We start from the raw sequence: 15,592 nt of genomic DNA on the forward strand, positions 1-15,592 counted from the left end.
CCTGTAGCCAAATGACTCACCGATTGGCCCAGCGGCTTGCCCAGCATTTTTCGCAGGGCGCAGGCAGCTGGCTGATTAACAGCGAACCGATGTAAACCTGTTGTTATTGTTCTCGGACCAGCAGTTTTCTGGCTAATAGTCGCGGATCAACGACGAGTATTAACCAACTGACCTCAAGGCTAACGAGGCTTCAGGTATCGTTAAAATCGTTTGATTCCATGGGAGGTATTCATACTGCCAATTCATTTACCTGGCGGGAGATTTTCCGGTACTACAGACATTATTATGATGCCAGTGACCCGCTTTATTGCCGGGATATAAATTGCCGGGATATACATTGACGGGAGATAACATGACTCGCCCCCCTGCTCCACCCGCGTTTGACCCGTTAATGGAACTGCCCGATGTGAGGGACGGCCTCAATCGTAAACAGCGGGCGCTGCTCTATTGCCTGCAACAAACCCAGCAGGAAATGGGCGGCCGCAACGTGCCAACGATCATGCTGTATGGACGGGTGTGTGAAATGGTGGATATCAGCCAGCAGGAGTTTCAGACCATTCTGAATCAGATGGTTGGCAAGATTTAACTCTCTGTCAAAACGATCGACACAGCATACATGCCATCGTCTGAACCGACCTGAAATGCCCAACCGAGACGCTGGCAAATCCGCTCGATAATGACCAGCCCATAGCCATAGCCGCTATTTCCCTGCCCTTTGGAAGAGGATGATTGAGGGAGCAGATTGGTAACTCCCAGTTGCTTGCTATCCAGCAGGATATTCACTTCACCGCAGCCGTAGCTGAAGGCATTCTTGAGCAGGTTATTTATCAGGATGATCAGAAACTCGGGCGGAGCCAACACCTCGGGTTCAGCAGCCAGAGTCAGCCGGTACCCGAGCCCTTGCAGATCGTACAAAGGAACACAGTTGGCCAGTTGTTGTTGCAGCAGTTCAGCCAGACCACAACGCTGATAATGACGGTGCTCAATCTGCTCCTGCCCCAGTAACAGAAAGGCATCGGTCAGCAAACGGATGTCTACTGTCGCCTGCTGAATCCTGACCAGTGCCCGGTCTTGCAAAGCCCTGTTTTTCCGAGCCCTGTTTTTCAGAGAATTCGCCGAGGTGTCCGGGCTGACCATGGCTTTTTGCAGCAATTCTGTCGAGCCTTGCAGCACCATCAGCGGAGTGCGGATTTCATGGGCGGCAAAGTGGCTGAATTCCTGCTCGCGACGAAAGTATCCGGCGATCCGCTGCTTGCTGGCCAACAGCGCCGACTCGATCTGGTCAAACTCCTGATAACGGGCGTCCAGCACAAAATCCGGCTCATCTGGAGACATCTGGCGAATCTTGCCAACCACTTGTTTGAGTGGCACCGATAACTGCCTCAGCAAATACCAGAGGTACAGATACAACAGCAGAGTTGCCCCGACTCCGACGATCAACACGGTGCGGTGCAGTTCACTCTCGTACTCATCAAGGTAGTCATCGGCGTCTTTCTTGAACACCACGTAGAACAGCCCGCCACTGACCGGGTCGGGCTGCACCAGAAAATGTTTGTCTTCCGGTCCGAGCTGATGCTCGAAGAAACCAGGCTGTTGATAGCCCGACAGCCACAGCGGCACCCCGGTGGCTGTGCGGTAATAATTGAATTCGGATTCCCAGGCTTGTGAATTTGGTGTTTCGGTTGGCTCCGAAGCTAAAGCCTCTATAGCCGCCGGGTCATCAGCCGCGCTGATACCGGGATTCAGATACTCAGCCTGATTCTGGACCTGACGCTGTGCTTCGAGCAGGAGGCGCTGTTCGTACTGACGGGCTTCAGAATCCAGCCAGCGTTGCAGACTGAGTATTTCCATTTTCTCTTCAGCCAGAATCACGATCAGCCAGAACACAACCACCAGCACAGTGACCGGTGCCAGGGTCAGCAGAATCAGCCTCGGCACCAGCCTGGGCTTGACCGGCGAATCCGCTGCTGGCTTGTGATCGGACGTTTGTCTGAACGTTGCCATGAGGCTATTCATCCTCAACGCAGAGCCGATAACCCTTGCCGTGCACCGTAATCAGGCGCGCGGCTGCAAAGCTCTTATGCAAGGCCTGACGCACGCCGTACATATGGCTGCGCAGGGCATCGCTATCCGGTTCATCCTCCCCCCAGACCCGTTCGATAATCTGCTGGCGACTGACCAGCTGCGGAAACTGCTCCAGCAACAGACGCACAATATCGGTCTGGATACGGCTCAGCCGGATCGGCTGCCCGGCCCGGCTCAATTGCCCGGTACGAGTATCGAATTGCAGATCACCGGCACTCAGCAAACTCATGCTACGCGGCGCCCCGCGTCGATGCAGCGCTTGCAGGCGCATGACCAGCTCTTCCATGGCAAAGGGTTTGATCAGATAGTCATCTCCGCCAGCCTGATAGGCGGCAGTTTTGTCGTCCAGGCTGTCGCGAGCGGTCAGAAACAGCAGCGGCGTCGCTACTTTCATCTCACTGCGCAAAGCCCGCACCGTTTCGATGCCGTCCAGACGTGGCATCATGATATCCATCACGATGACGTCGAAACTCTCTTCGCGCAGCCGCTGCAAGGCGGCTTCGCCGTGGTACGCACAATCGGCCTCGATACCGGATACCTCCAGGTAATCCAACAGGGTCGACAGTACCTGGCGGTTATCGTCGACGATCAATACTTTCATGATGGGCTTTCCGAATGAGTCCTGATGTCTGACCGGGATGGAGAGATAGGATTCCCTCCGCCGGTCATGAGCAGCATTCAGCTGCCCTGATTGACAATCGATACCTGATCAACATCGATTTCCGGATCACGATTCCATTCCTTGTCCAGCTCGCCGGTAATCTCTATCAGAGTATGTTCATCAAACGACTGCATGGGAAAATCCTCGGCATCAATCTCCGCCTGAATCCGGTGCGAGCCATCGGAAAACAGATAGGTCTCGTTGCCCACTTTCTCGACTAGATAGCCGCTTAACCGCACCGGCATATCGTCTTTCGGGTTATCGATAATGGTCTGCAAATTGGTCATGGTGGCCTTGTCCGGCCCCTGATAATCCGCCAGAGTCTCTGAAGACAAGGCACCCAGCCCAAACAGAGCGGCAATAGACAGAGCAATACGCTGAACAGGTTTCATAATGAATCCCTCTCGGTGATGAATGAATGTCGTTGCGACAGTCGGATCAAACCAAAGCGGGCGTGAAGAGAGTGTGAAAACCAGCAGTGAAGGGGGCGGAATATTCCCTGTAAAACGGCGGATCAGATAAAGACGTGAAGCAACGGCCATCCAACAGATCGACATCCAGGACGACTCAAGCCTGTCTGACCGACGGAATTCATTATCGGGCCAGCGGCCCGCTCTCCCAGCTACAGCATTTTGAACTGAGCTACACGACCCGATTTTGCTGACAGCCCAGTCCTTCGATACAGCTGGTCATCACATCGCCGGGCTTGAGGAAACGATTGAAGTGGGAACCGTTGCCCGCCGGTGAGCCGGTAATCAGAATATCGCCGGGATACAGCTGTACCCGACTGCTCAGATACACCAGCAGCTGGCGCACATCAAAAATCATGTCGGCGCTGCTTTCATCCTGCATCAGCTCGTTGTTGAGTTGCAGCTGAATTCGCAGCTGCTGGGGATCGGCCACTTCACTGGCCGGAATCAGATAGGGCCCCATCGGGCTATAACCCGGCTGGCATTTGCCCATCAACCAGTCAGAGCCGATGGCGTGCAAATCCGGCCGGTGGGTTAGCTCACGGTTGGTGATGTCGTTCACTATGGTGTAGCCCGCCACCACCTCCAGCGCATTGGCGTCGCTGAGTTGATAACCGGGCTTGCCAATTACCACCGCCAGTTCCAGTTCCCAATCCGGCATCAAGGCGTAATCCGCCACCATCACCGGATCATTGGGTCCACAGATCGACGAACTCACCTTGGAAAACACATACGGAGTGCCAGCGGCACGTTGCTCAACAAACTGCTCGGCCTGACGGAGAATTTCTTCATCGTTCAGGTGCTGCCACTCGGGGTCTCGACGCTGGTCGATCACCAGATCCTTGACGTGCTGGCGGTAGTTGGCGCCGGAACAAAAAAACTGTCGCGGTTGCGGCAGCGGCGCATGCAGCGTCAGCAGATCTTCAGCGACGGGTCGTTGTGGTATCTGCAGCGACTGCCAGCCAAGCTCCAGTACCTGTTCTGCCAGCCGTTTGATAAGCGGCTGATTGTGCGGCCAGTACTGTAAACAATCCATCAGGGTGTCCGTGCCGAACAAGGTTTGCTGCTGACCAGTGCATGCTGCCAATGCCTGCAATGCCATTACTTCGCCCTTGACCATCAAACCGGCGAACGGCGTTGAGCCGGCAATGGAATACATACCCAGACCCCAGACGGGCTGTGAACAGACTGACTTCATGACGGTACCCTGTTGCACGCAAACGTGCCTGATTGGAATAAACGAGCACTTTGTACACGCTGGAGAATCGACGACCTGATATTATTGTTGGACGGTCGCCGCAGCGGAATTGGCAAAGTAACAGAAGCTTAATACCACAACAGTCGTTAAAACAGCCCTTGCGATAGATTCGCCATTCCATTTACAACAACGCCGGAAGATCTGCTTGATTTACCGGCGTTTGGTACAGCATCGCTGACAGTTTTTTACAGGCTGGCGCACCAATGTCAGAGACTGGTCGCCCGTTCGATCAGGGTTTGAATATCACCGTCATGGCGGAAACCAATCGCCAGCGCGGCATCAGCCACCAGCGGTGGCTGACTGGCAAAGCCCGCCTGCAACTGCGGATTGGGTTCAAAACTCACCAGCTGCTGACGATCTTCACCGTAACGCTGCGCCAGCCCATCAATCACCTGACGCATGGTCAGGCGCAGCACCGGCAAGGTGAAATCACGTCGCGGTGCAATCGCCCCTGGGCTGATATTGGCAGCATGAATAAGGTTTTCGACACAGCAAGGCACCGACATATACCAGGCAACCCCTTCTTCCGATACCGGACAAACAAAGGGTTCACCGGCTTTCAACTGCCAGAACATATCGCTCATAAAGGCCGACAGCAGACCGGATGGCTGAGGTGGCCGGGCAACAATGCCTGGCAGGCGCACAATACGACCGTCGATAAAACCGCGACGGCTGTAATCCTGCAGCAACAACTCGGTAGCCAGCTTCTGATAGCCATAACTGATGTGTGGCTGCAGCGCCGACTGGTCATCGACCACATCCGGCATCGGTGAGCCATACACAGCGATGGTACTGGTGAATACCATGCGGGCAGGAACAGCGAACTGGCGGCAGGCTTCGTACAGATTCACCGTCGCCGTCAGGTTAACGTCGAGTCCCAGCTGAAAGTTTTTCTCCGCTGCACCACCCGGAATACTGGCCAGGTGAAAAACGATTTGCGGCTCATCAGCAACGGCCTGCTGTAGTACTTCGGTATCGGCGATACTGCCTTCGACGCAACGCAGACGTTCGTCAGCAGGCAAACCCGCACAGCTCATATCCGCAACGGTCAAGGCCGTAACCGGCTCTCCTGCCAACAGGCAATCATCCTGTAACAGGCGTTCGACCAGACGGCGACCAACAAAACCATTGCCACCGGTAACCAGGACTTTCATCAGCACACCTCCCCATTGCGGCTGTTGGCAGCCACCGGTTTGGTACGCGGGCCGGTGCCATTGCCAGCCACAAAGGTCTGGTCGATCTTGCCAAACAGCGAGCTGCGGTCAGAAGCAAACATCTCGAACTGCAGGCTGTCGCCATACTGGATAAACGGCGTCGTCGATTCACCCGTATCGATCACTTCCACCGCCCGGCGTTCCGCCAGACAGGCTGAACCAACTTCGCGGTAACCTGCGTTAGAGAAAGTACCTGTGCCCAGCACGGTGCCAGCACCCAAATTACGGTTGTAGGCCCAGTGACTGATCAGTTCGGCAAAACTGAAATCCATCTCGCGACCATTCGGATTGCCAAACCATTGATGGTTACGGTGCACCACCATGTCCAGATTCACCCGACCGTTGGCGAAGCTGTCACCCAGCTCATCCAGGGTACAGGCGACCGGCGCAAAGGTGGTCGCGGGTTTGGCGTTGATCAGACCAAAGCCCATCTGCAATTCACGGAACAGGTGGCCACGCATGGAAACATCGTTGATCAAAGTGAACAGCTTGATGTGAGACTCGGCGTTTTCCAGCGTTACACCGGCTGGCACGTCGTCGAGAATCACCGCGATCTCACCTTCGAAGTCACACTGGTCAGCTTCTGTCGGGAAGGCATAATCATCCACCGCATTGACAAAATCATCTCCCTGGCGCTGCACCAGAATCGGAATTCCTGGCGTCTTTTTCACCGACAGGTTGTAGGCCTGTTCCATGATCTTGCCGTGATTCAGAAAGGAAGAAGCATCAACAAACTGATAGGCCCGTGGCAGCGGTGCCATCAGGCGTGCCGGGTCAAAGGCTTCGGCACCTGCCCATTCGCTGTTATTCAGGGCACTGTTACGGGCTTCCAGCTGCGGCGCCAGCTCGTCCCAGTTTTCGATCAGTTGTTGCATGGTCGCAGCAGCACCGGCCTCGGTCATGGCGGTGAGCTGACGGTTAACCAGCATCAGGCGGCCATCGCGGCTGCCGTCTTTCAGAGTCGCCAGTTTCATTTGGTTCTCCCTTTATTGTTATGTCTTTATTGTTATTGCCGCGCTACTGGTCGTTTCCAATAACGACCGTTAGTCCCACAAATGAGGCAGCTCGATCATTTCGATCAGGTTGCCGCTGTTATCGCGTAAAAAGGTGGTTGGCGTGCCCTGAATCACCTTGGTAAAAACGATGTCGGCCTCTTCCTTGCGCAGGTGCTGCAGCATGGTCTCCATGTCCTGCACGCCAAAACAGATATGTTTGTTACCGTGGGTCAGCAGATCGGTATTGGGCATCCGGCGTTCTTCCGGCAACGGCTTGGCTTGCTCCAGCTGGAACAACTCAATACGGAATTTGCCGCGCTGAATAAAAGCCACATGGGCCGGAATGATGTCGAGATAAACCCGGAACTCCAGTTCAAACCCCAGTACCCGTTGATACCAGGCCAAAGAGGCGTCCATATCCGGCACACTGATGCCAAGGTGATCGGGTTTGATATCGGGGATGTTGTTTTCATTACTCATGGGTTTCTCATCGTTGGTTTTGTCGGGCGTCAGGGCCGTAGGTCGGATAAGCCTGCGCCATCCGACGTTCCCCCGTTCCCACGCAGGAGCGTGGGAACGGGATCAGATTTGTATTTTGTAGGAGCGCATTTATTCGCGATTGCGGTTGTGCAGGCAAAACCGTTTCGCGAATAAATTCGCTCCTACAAGCAGCCTCGCGCACCGCCACCTGTGGCGATCAAACCACCTCCTACGACAACGGCCGGCCGCCATCCACGGCAATGATATTGCCGGTGGTAAAGGTCAGGTACGCCGCCGCCGCAATCACGGCATCGGCCACTTCTTCTGGCGCAGCCAGACGTTTCAGCGGTGTACGCTCGGCCTGTTCATCGCGCCAGCTCTGGTCCATTTGTTTGACGAATTCCGTATCAGCCAGCCCCGGCGCCACTGAAACCACCCGGATTGCCGGTGCCAGTGCCCGTGCCAGTGAGCGGGTCATGTTGTCGACGGCGGCCTTGGAAGCGCAATAAATCACGTTGCTGCCCATCGCGGTTACGGCGGCGATCGAAGAAATATTCACCACCAGACTGCTCCCTTGGCCAGCACTGCCACTCTGTTGCAGCAAGCTCTTGAACGCCCGTACGGATGCAAATGGTCCACGCACGTTGGTTGCCAGAATGCGATCGATCAGCTCGTCGTCCAGCCCTTCAAGATCGTCATGGGGGCAATAACGGGTGGTACCGGCGCAGTTGATCAGAATGTCGCAGCGGCCATAACGTTCGGACACCTGTTCGGCCATCTGCTTCATGGCGGCACCGTCAGTCACTGGCGCGGCTAACGCACAATGTGGTTGTTCACCGTTATAGCCAGCAACCACTGGCAGCTGGCTGGCCAGCAGTTCCGCCGGTTGTTGTGAGCTGTTGTAGCCCACCACCACTGCAGCACCGGCTTCAGCCAGTCGCTGACAGATGGCGGCCCCCAGACCGCCACTGCCACCGGTGACCACCGCAACCTTGCCCGCCAGTTCGGTGCCGTCGAGTCGACGAATCACCGGGCTCTGGTTGTCAGGCGCAGTGGTCGCCATTAGTTGGCGCCCAGGCGACGAACACGGATGTCTGCCTGCTCCTTGTGACCCATCATGTGTTCGGCACCGCACAGACGCGAGCAGTATTCACCGACCATCACGGAGGCTTCGTCGGTCAGCACGCGCTGGTAGGTGTGGGTTTTGATGAACTTGCCGACCCACAGACCACCGGTGTAACGACCAGCGCCCTGGGTTGGCAAGGTGTGATTGGTACCAATCACCTTGTCGCCATAGGCCACGTTGGTGCGCTCACCGAGGAACAGACCACCATAATTGGTCATACGTTCGAGGAACCAGTCCGGGTCTTTGGTCATCACCTGCACGTGTTCGGAACACAGACGCTCGCTTTCCTGCAGCATTTCCTCATCGCGGTCACAGAGGATGATTTCGCCATAATCGCGCCAGGACACAGCAGCCACGTCACGGGTTTCCAGACGTTCCAGCACTTTCTCAATCGCGGCTGGCAGTTCTTCAGCTATCTTTTTGCTGGTAGTCACGCAGTAAGCTGGCGAGGTCGGGCCATGTTCAGCCTGACCCAGCAGGTCAACGGCCACCAGTTCAGCGTCCACGGTGTCATCACAGATCACCATGGTTTCGGTTGGGCCAGCGAACAGATCGATACCGACGCGACCAAACAGCTGGCGCTTGGCTTCGGCCACAAATGCGTTACCCGGACCAACAATCATGTCGACGCCTGGGATGGTTTCAGTACCAATCGCCATCGCGGCAACGGCCTGAACACCACCGAAACAGTAGATTTCATCGGCACCGGCCATGTGCATGGCGGCAACGATTTCAGGGCATGGCGCGCCGTTGAATGGCGGCGCACAGGCGATCACACGTTTCACACCGGCGACCTTGGCGGTCAATACGGACATGTGAGCAGAAGCGATCAGCGGGTATTTTCCGCCCGGGATATAACAGCCTACGGAGTTCACCGGGATGTTCTTGTGACCCAGTACAACGCCCGGCAGGGTTTCGATTTCAACGTCCTGCATGGTGCTTTTCTGGATCTGTGCAAAGCGACGGATCTGCGCCTGGGCGAACTTGATGTCTTCGATCACAGACGCAGGTACTGCCGCGATGGCAGCCTGGATTTCCTCGTCGGACAGCCGGAAAGACGCAGGAGACCACTTGTCGAATTTCTCGGAGTATTCACGAACGGCGGCGTCACCACGGGATTCGATGTCGGCCAGAATGCCTTCCACGATGCCACGCACCTGGGTGTTCATTTCCGCTTTGGTCTCTGCCGCCGCGCCTTGCTTGATGTACTGGATCATGAGTATTCCTCAGTGACGGTTTTATTGTTGTTTTTCAATCGTTCAGACGTCTGCAGCCAGACGTCTGACACGGTATTTTTTACTAATCTTGTTCCCACGCTCGGCGTGGGAATACCCGGTTTTTGGCTAACACGCCTACTGCTCGATCTGAATATCGAGGGTGTTCACCACCCGGCTGACCATGTTGTACGCGGCGATCAAGGCCACCAGTTCAACGGCCTGCTGATCACTGCCCAGTGCTGCCCGGGCGGCTTGCAGGCAATCATCCGTCGCGGTTGGCTGGTCGGTCATTTGCAGGGCGAGATTGATCACCGCGCGCTGGATCGGATCGAACAGACGGGCGTTGTCTCGCGCCAGCAACGGCTCCGCCAGCGCCAGATATTGCTCTTCAGTGCCACCGCTTTGCAGGAACGGCCGTTGGTGCTGAATCCATTCGTAGTCAGTCTGGTTACGCGCCGACACCACCAGAATGGCGAGTTCGCGGTAACCGGCATCTAACGCCAGTTCGTTACGGACAGCGCCAAGAAAGGCGGCCCAGCCTTTGATCAGCGGCGGGCTGTGCATCAACATGCGGTCGATGTGTAGCAACTTGCCGCCACGTTTCTGGCGAATGGTCTGAATCAACTCGGTACCGGGCAGATCCACATCGGCGTGATAGGGAATCCTAGGCATCACTCAGCCTCCGTGAACCGCTGTCGGGTTGGAGTGAAAACCTGCAGCTTCGGAATCCGCCGGTTTCTCATACTTGCCTTTCAACAGGAAGTGGCCCAGTGCAGGCAGCAACACCATGGCGCCAACCATGTTCCAGAGGAACATAAAGGCCAGCAGCACGCCCATGTCGGCCTGGAACTTGATCACCGAGAACACCCAGGTGGAGACACCCGCCGCCAGTGTCATGCCGGTCATCAGTACCACCTTGCCGGTGAATGACAGTGCGTGCTGATAGGCCGCAGACAGGCTCTCGCCATACTGCATACGGGTCAGAGTGACGGACAGAATGTAGAGCGCGTAATCGACGCCAATACCTACACCTAGTGCAATCACCGGCAAGGTCGCAACCTTAACGCCCATCCCCAGTGCCACCATCAAAGCCTCGGCTAGCACCGAAGTCAGCATCAACGGCAGGATCGCCACCACCACGGCACGCCAGGAGCGGAAGGTGATAAAGCACAGCAGAATGACGGCGCCGTACACCATAAACAGCATGTCGCGCCAGGCGTCTTTCACCACAATATTGGTGGCCGCTTCAATACCGGCGCTGCCAGCAGCGAGCTTGAAGGTCACTTCGTGGGTGTTGTTCACTGCGGCAAAGGCTTCGACGTGATCAACAATACGGGTCAGGGTGTCGGCCTTGTGATCGGCCAGGTAGACGAACAGGGTCAGCATGGAACAGGCGTCGTTATACAACCCACGCGGAGCCGAGGCGGTTACAAAGTTGAGCATCGACTGATTCTTGATCAGCTCAAACCACTTTGGATTGCCCTCGTTCAGGCCGGTCAGCACCCGACGATTCATCAGTGCCAGCGAGTTGGTCGCCACCACACCGGGCAACTGACGCAGTTGCCACTCCAGAGCATCAACCCGACGCAGCGCTTCGTAGTTGGCGCAACCTGCACTGCCTTTGGTTTCTACCATGATGGCAAAGACGTCACTGGAGGCACCGAAGTGATCGGCCATAAAGGCAACGTCCTGGTTATAGCGGGAGTCCTGCCGCAACTCGGGCGCACCCGGGTCAAGGTCGCCAATTTTCAGCTGGGTAGAACCCCAGTAGCCCAGACCCGCAACCACCACTGCCACGGCAATGGCAGCCATCGCCGGACCGCGACGGGTGAAGTTATCCAGCAGCCTCCACAACAAGGCTTTCTCTTCGCTTTCTTCAGCACACAGACTGCGTTTTGCGGCTTTCTTGCTAACGCCTGTATAGGACAGCAGGATCGGTAGCAGAATCAGGTTGGTGAAAATCAGCACGGCAACACCAAGGGACGCTGCAATCGCCAGTTCCTGGATAACCCGAATGTCGATCACCAGCAGTACCGCAAAGCCCACCGCATCGGCCAGCAAGGCGGTCAGACCGGCCATAAACAGACGTCGGAAGGTATAACGGGCAGCCACGTATTTATGCGCACCGCGTCCGATGTCCTGCATGATGCCGTTCATCTTCTGGGCGCCGTGGCTCATACCAATGGCAAACACCAGGAAAGGAACCAGCATGGAATACGGATCAAGGTTGTAACCCAGTGCTGAAATCAGCCCCAGCTGCCAGACCACCGCAATGAGCGAACTGGTGACCACCAGTTTGGTGGAGACAAAACAGCGGGTGTAGAGGTAAACAATGCTGGTGACGATCAGGATCGAAAGCAGGAAAAAGGTCACCACTTCATACAGCCCATCGATCAGGTCACCCATGATCTTGGCAAAGCCGGTGATATGAATACTGATGTTGCCCTGCTCATAACGGCTACGAATATCTTCCAGCTGTTGTGAAAGGGTTTCGTAGTCCAGCGCAGAACCGTCTGGCAATTGCGCCAGCAAAGGTACGTACAACACCGACGCCGTCGCATCGAGGGCGACCAATTGGCCGATTTCACCGGAGCGCGCGATATTGGCTTCCAGCTGGGCCAGGCTTTGCGCTGAGCCGTTATAACCATCCGGGATCACCGGACCGCCTTCCAGACCTTCTTCAGTAACGCCAATCCAACGAGTGTTAGGCGTCCAGAGCGACTTCATGCCAGCCCGATCGACACCCGGCATCAGGAAGATTTCATCACTGATCTTACGCAGCGTTTCCATGTAGTTGGCGTCATAGATAGAGCCACTACCATTGGCGACGGCAATACGTACGGCATTACCCAGGCCACTCAGATCTTCCTGATGTTCCAGAAAGTTGGCGATGTAGGGATGCGACGACGGAATGGTTTTTTCGTAACTGGCATTCAGCTGCAGATGGCTGGCTTGCCAGCCCAGCAAGGCAGTAACCATCAGACACAGCACAATAATGGCCAGTCGATGGTTGAACAGCAGTCGTTCCAGCGCATTGCCGGAATTGCGGTCGAATTGATCCAGCCCAACCGGAGCCAGATCGAGATTGCTATCGGGAGTATGCATATCAGTTGCTCGATATCTGGTCGTTGGTAATAGCGATTTCCGTCAGTCCCTGCAAACCACTGATCAGCAAGATGTTACGGTTAATCGACAACAGGGATGTCGGTGCCAGGCCGGGTTCACTGGCCAGCATATGCAGCTTCTGTCCATTTGAGGCGGAACTGATTAATTGACCTGCCTGGTTAATCAACAACAACCGACCATCGGCAGTAATATCCGAATCGACAATCGATGCTTGCGAAGGCAGCTGAAGTTCAGTCCAGTGCTCTCCCTGGTCCTCGGAAACAAAAGCGTTACCGCGCAACCCCGCAGCCAGCAATTGATTGCCATGGGCGCTGAGCGTGAAATAGCTGCCTTCATACGGAGTGGACAGCCGTTCGAACTGCCAAGGCTGGCTTGCCGTACTGCGGAATACCAGACCTTCTTCACCAGCCAGAAAAACGGTGCCGTTGGCTGCAGCGATACTGTAAAGATGACGTTCGCCCGGGTTATCCAGTTGGCGATTGATTGGCTGCCAGTGCTGGCCGCCGTCAGAGGTACTGAAAATCAAACCATAGGCACCAACCACCAAGCCGTCGTTCGGATTGGCAAACCAGATATCCAGGAAGGGTTTGTCCGGTCCATCCGCAACCAGCCGTTTGGCGCTCGATAACGCCCGCTTGGTTGTACGATTTTCATCTGCAGTAATATCCACTTCGGCCTGCTGCAGTACTTTTTGGGCAGCCTGACTGCCGTCCAGTTGAACCGACCAGCTTTGGCCACCATCCGTCGTGTGTAGAACCAGACCATAATGGCCTGCAGCCCAACCTTGTTGAGGGGTGGCGAAAGTAACGGATGTTAGTGTGACACTGACAGGCACACTCGCCTGATTCCAATGTTGGCCACTGTCATCTGACCACAGCACCAGGCCACGCTCGCCAACAGCCACCAGACGCTTGCCAGCCTGCGCAAGATCGAGAATGGTTGCATGTTCAGCATGGTTGACGGCTAACGCTGGACGGCTGTCAGATTCAGCCAGCGGCTTAACCGCTGACTCCGCAATAACATTGGCCATAACAGCACCGGCCATGGCAGCAACAACCACTGAGGCAAACAGCTTGCGGGGAAACGATTTCATGCTATTTCCTCCGCCTTAATAACCCACAGTGAAACGTTCACTGCGATGTTGTGGCTGCTCCAGCTCGTCGAGCATGGCGACGGCGAAATCTTCCATCGAGATATGGCTTTTGCCATTACTATCAATCAGCAGGTTGTCCGTACCCAGACGGAACTGGCCAGTACGCTCACCCGGCAGGATCAGCATCGAAGGTGACAGGAAGACCCAGTCAATTTCCTTCTCCTGCTTCAGAATTTCGAGAAAACGAGCACCCGCAGTCGCTTCTGGAATGACATGAGGAGGAAATTCAGCGCTATCCATCAGCCGTTTACCATCATTGGTCAGCAAACTGCCCGCACCACCAGTAGACAGCAGCCGAGGAATCCTGGCTGCACGACACAACTGCAGAAAGGTAGTCGCAGGCACATCAGTAAAATGTACCGCCGTTAGGATCACATCGTGGCCAGACAACAGTGCTGGCAACTGTTCAGGCAGATGCAGGTCCCCTGTCCGCCAGGTTACTCCGGCAAGGTTTTCGACCACACTAATGTCACGGGAAAAAGCCGTGACCTGATGACCACGAGCTACGGCTTCCTTGAGCAGCCGGGATCCAACACGACCCGTCCCACCAAACAAGGCGATTTTCATAATTGCTCCATTATTCTTTTTATTCGTCCAGCCGGTGGCTGGTTAAAGCGTAAATCGGCAAAACGCCATCAGAACTGGGTACCGCCATCGACGTTCAGCGCCTGACCAGTAATAAATCCAGCCTCTTCGGAAGTCAGGAAAGCCAGCACACCAACCAGGTCTTCCGGTACTTCAGTGCGTTTGATCAGCTGCAGATCCTTGACGGCATCAAACAGTGCTTGTGGCAGATGCTTGCGGGAGCTCTCGGTAGCGGTCAGGCCCGGATGAATGGCATTCACGGTAATACCGCAGTTACCAAATTCAGCAGCTAACGCTCGTACGAAGCCAATACCAGCCATTTTGGTAGTGATGTAACCAGCAAAGCCGGGGCGTGGATCACCGGTGGTAGAAGATCCAATTTGCACAATACGACCGTAACCACGCTCTTTCATACGCGGCGCCAGTTGCTGGGCAAACACCAGCGAGGCTTCAACGTTGATCGCTTCAAACTTGCGGAATTCCTGCAAGGTCAGCTCTTCAAAGGGAATCAAAGGCATGTAAGCGGCGTTATTCACCAGGATGTCGCACTGACCATAATGAGCCAGCACATCGTGGGCAAAACCGGCAACAGCATCGGCATCAGCCAGATCAACTGCGTCGGCGTAAACACGCACACCGGCTTCGGCGAGTGATTCGATGGTCTGCTCAGGAATCGTCAAATCTGTTAAAGCCAGATCGCATCCTGCAGCGGCCAGACGACGAGCGAAGTGGGAACCCAAAGCTCCGGCTGCGCCAGTAATCAGCGCCACGCGGCCAGAATGGGTTTGAGGGTAAGTCTTCTGCATTGGAAGCTCCGTTATTGTTCTTATCGTTCGGCTCAAAAGCCGTAGAACGGGCTATGTACCTTGGCATTCAAGGTATCACCAGCCGGAGGCATCCAAAAAATCGTTTGGTTTAATTCAAGGTATTGGTATTAGTGATGATTGAAGGATAAGCAGTAAGAAATAAAAGAGATCCAACGGACAGAAAACTCGAGTGAGCTGAAGAGCTGAAGAGCTGAAGAGCTGAAGAGCTGAAGAGCTGAAGATTTTCATTCTATAAAAGCTAGAAAACGAAAAAAGCCCCGTCAGCATTAGCTGACGGGGCTTCTGTTTAAGAGCTTGACGATGACCTACTCTCACATGGGGAGACCCCACACTACCATCGGCGATGCTGCGTTTCACTTCTGAGTTCGGAAAGGATTCAGGTGGTTCCACAGCTC

Annotated in this window: 15 protein-coding genes and 1 rRNA gene; 1 reads left to right on the forward strand and 15 read right to left on the reverse strand. The window is 55.3% G+C overall.

Annotated elements, in window-relative coordinates:
* Positions 1–352 precede the first annotated feature (352 nt).
* On the forward strand, positions 353–586 hold the full coding sequence (locus K6123_RS19855; RefSeq protein WP_246624918.1) for a hypothetical protein: 234 nt from the start codon (positions 353–355) through the stop codon (positions 584–586).
* On the opposite strand, the gene K6123_RS19860 is transcribed toward K6123_RS19855, so the two are convergent.
* From K6123_RS19860 to rrf, 15 genes are all read right to left on the reverse strand, one after another.
* Positions 583–2,004 carry a sensor histidine kinase gene (locus tag K6123_RS19860; protein WP_221800941.1) on the reverse strand — a complete coding sequence of 474 codons (1,422 nt, stop codon included), beginning with the start codon at positions 2,002–2,004 and terminating at the stop codon, positions 583–585. The two genes, K6123_RS19855 and K6123_RS19860, sit on opposite strands and share 4 nt — an antisense overlap.
* A 4-nt stretch (positions 2,005–2,008) precedes the next feature.
* Positions 2,009–2,686 (reverse strand): response regulator transcription factor, encoded by a 678-nt coding sequence (locus tag K6123_RS19865; protein WP_221800943.1) that lies wholly within the window; start codon positions 2,684–2,686, stop codon positions 2,009–2,011.
* Between the two features lie 77 nt (positions 2,687–2,763).
* On the reverse strand, positions 2,764–3,138 hold the full coding sequence (locus K6123_RS19870; protein ID WP_221800945.1) for a YgiW/YdeI family stress tolerance OB fold protein: 375 nt from the start codon (positions 3,136–3,138) through the stop codon (positions 2,764–2,766).
* A gap of 250 nt (positions 3,139–3,388) precedes the next feature.
* Positions 3,389–4,414, reverse strand: coding sequence for a fumarylacetoacetate hydrolase family protein (locus tag K6123_RS19875; RefSeq protein ID WP_221800947.1), 1,026 nt, complete (start codon positions 4,412–4,414; stop codon positions 3,389–3,391).
* A gap of 266 nt (positions 4,415–4,680) precedes the next feature.
* Positions 4,681–5,628 (reverse strand): NAD-dependent epimerase/dehydratase family protein, encoded by a 948-nt coding sequence (locus tag K6123_RS19880; protein WP_221800949.1) that lies wholly within the window; start codon positions 5,626–5,628, stop codon positions 4,681–4,683.
* Entirely contained in the window at positions 5,628–6,662 is a 1,035-nt protein-coding gene (locus K6123_RS19885) for a fumarylacetoacetate hydrolase family protein (protein ID WP_221800951.1), read from the reverse strand. Before K6123_RS19885 ends, K6123_RS19880 begins: the two co-directional genes overlap by 1 nt.
* Before the next feature lie 69 nt (positions 6,663–6,731).
* Entirely contained in the window at positions 6,732–7,163 is a 432-nt protein-coding gene (locus K6123_RS19890; RefSeq protein ID WP_221800953.1) for a VOC family protein, read from the reverse strand.
* A gap of 229 nt (positions 7,164–7,392) precedes the next feature.
* Positions 7,393–8,226, reverse strand: a complete 834-nt coding sequence (locus tag K6123_RS19895) for an SDR family NAD(P)-dependent oxidoreductase (RefSeq protein ID WP_221800955.1) — start codon at positions 8,224–8,226, stop codon at positions 7,393–7,395.
* Entirely contained in the window at positions 8,226–9,506 is a 1,281-nt protein-coding gene (hisD, locus tag K6123_RS19900; protein WP_221800957.1) for a histidinol dehydrogenase, read from the reverse strand. The genes K6123_RS19895 and hisD overlap by 1 nt, the downstream gene beginning before the upstream one ends.
* Before the next feature lie 135 nt (positions 9,507–9,641).
* Positions 9,642–10,178, reverse strand: coding sequence for a carboxymuconolactone decarboxylase family protein (locus K6123_RS19905; protein ID WP_221800960.1), 537 nt, complete (start codon positions 10,176–10,178; stop codon positions 9,642–9,644).
* Between the two features lie 3 nt (positions 10,179–10,181).
* Entirely contained in the window at positions 10,182–12,611 is a 2,430-nt protein-coding gene (locus K6123_RS19910; protein WP_221800962.1) for an efflux RND transporter permease subunit, read from the reverse strand.
* Between the two features lies 1 nt (position 12,612).
* Positions 12,613–13,725 carry a WD40/YVTN/BNR-like repeat-containing protein gene (locus K6123_RS19915; protein WP_221800964.1) on the reverse strand — a complete coding sequence of 371 codons (1,113 nt, stop codon included), beginning with the start codon at positions 13,723–13,725 and terminating at the stop codon, positions 12,613–12,615.
* Between the two features lie 15 nt (positions 13,726–13,740).
* Positions 13,741–14,352: an NAD(P)-dependent oxidoreductase gene (locus K6123_RS19920; RefSeq protein WP_221800966.1), complete on the reverse strand. Its 612-nt coding sequence runs from the start codon at positions 14,350–14,352 to the stop codon at positions 13,741–13,743.
* A 68-nt stretch (positions 14,353–14,420) separates the two neighbouring features.
* Positions 14,421–15,176: an SDR family NAD(P)-dependent oxidoreductase gene (locus K6123_RS19925; RefSeq protein WP_221800968.1), complete on the reverse strand. Its 756-nt coding sequence runs from the start codon at positions 15,174–15,176 to the stop codon at positions 14,421–14,423.
* A 313-nt stretch (positions 15,177–15,489) separates the two neighbouring features.
* A 5S ribosomal RNA gene (gene rrf / locus K6123_RS19930) occupies positions 15,490–15,592 on the reverse strand; the annotation flags it as partial.

The sequence above is a fragment of the Oceanobacter mangrovi genome (assembly GCF_019740315.1).
Lineage (GTDB): Bacteria > Pseudomonadota > Gammaproteobacteria > Pseudomonadales > Oceanobacteraceae > Oceanobacter > Oceanobacter mangrovi.

Excerpts from the sequence above, each read along its gene's own strand:
- K6123_RS19920 (WP_221800966.1), bottom strand. The coding sequence starts at position 14,352 with ATGAAAATCGCCTTGTTTGGTGGGACGGGTCGTGTTGGATCCCGGCTG.
- K6123_RS19890 (WP_221800953.1), bottom strand. The coding sequence starts at position 7,163 with ATGAGTAATGAAAACAACATCCCCGATATCAAACCCGATCACCTTGGC.
- K6123_RS19885 (WP_221800951.1), bottom strand. The coding sequence starts at position 6,662 with ATGAAACTGGCGACTCTGAAAGACGGCAGCCGCGATGGCCGCCTGATG.
- K6123_RS19865 (WP_221800943.1), bottom strand. The coding sequence starts at position 2,686 with ATGAAAGTATTGATCGTCGACGATAACCGCCAGGTACTGTCGACCCTG.
- K6123_RS19915 (WP_221800964.1), bottom strand. The coding sequence starts at position 13,725 with ATGAAATCGTTTCCCCGCAAGCTGTTTGCCTCAGTGGTTGTTGCTGCC.
- K6123_RS19875 (WP_221800947.1), bottom strand. The coding sequence starts at position 4,414 with ATGAAGTCAGTCTGTTCACAGCCCGTCTGGGGTCTGGGTATGTATTCC.
- K6123_RS19925 (WP_221800968.1), bottom strand. The coding sequence starts at position 15,176 with ATGCAGAAGACTTACCCTCAAACCCATTCTGGCCGCGTGGCGCTGATT.
- K6123_RS19905 (WP_221800960.1), bottom strand. The coding sequence starts at position 10,178 with ATGCCTAGGATTCCCTATCACGCCGATGTGGATCTGCCCGGTACCGAG.
- K6123_RS19910 (WP_221800962.1), bottom strand. The coding sequence starts at position 12,611 with ATGCATACTCCCGATAGCAATCTCGATCTGGCTCCGGTTGGGCTGGAT.
- K6123_RS19855 (WP_246624918.1), top strand. The coding sequence starts at position 353 with ATGACTCGCCCCCCTGCTCCACCCGCGTTTGACCCGTTAATGGAACTG.
- hisD (WP_221800957.1), bottom strand. The coding sequence starts at position 9,506 with ATGATCCAGTACATCAAGCAAGGCGCGGCGGCAGAGACCAAAGCGGAA.
- K6123_RS19895 (WP_221800955.1), bottom strand. The coding sequence starts at position 8,226 with ATGGCGACCACTGCGCCTGACAACCAGAGCCCGGTGATTCGTCGACTC.
- K6123_RS19880 (WP_221800949.1), bottom strand. The coding sequence starts at position 5,628 with ATGAAAGTCCTGGTTACCGGTGGCAATGGTTTTGTTGGTCGCCGTCTG.
- K6123_RS19870 (WP_221800945.1), bottom strand. The coding sequence starts at position 3,138 with ATGAAACCTGTTCAGCGTATTGCTCTGTCTATTGCCGCTCTGTTTGGG.
- K6123_RS19860 (WP_221800941.1), bottom strand. The coding sequence starts at position 2,004 with ATGGCAACGTTCAGACAAACGTCCGATCACAAGCCAGCAGCGGATTCG.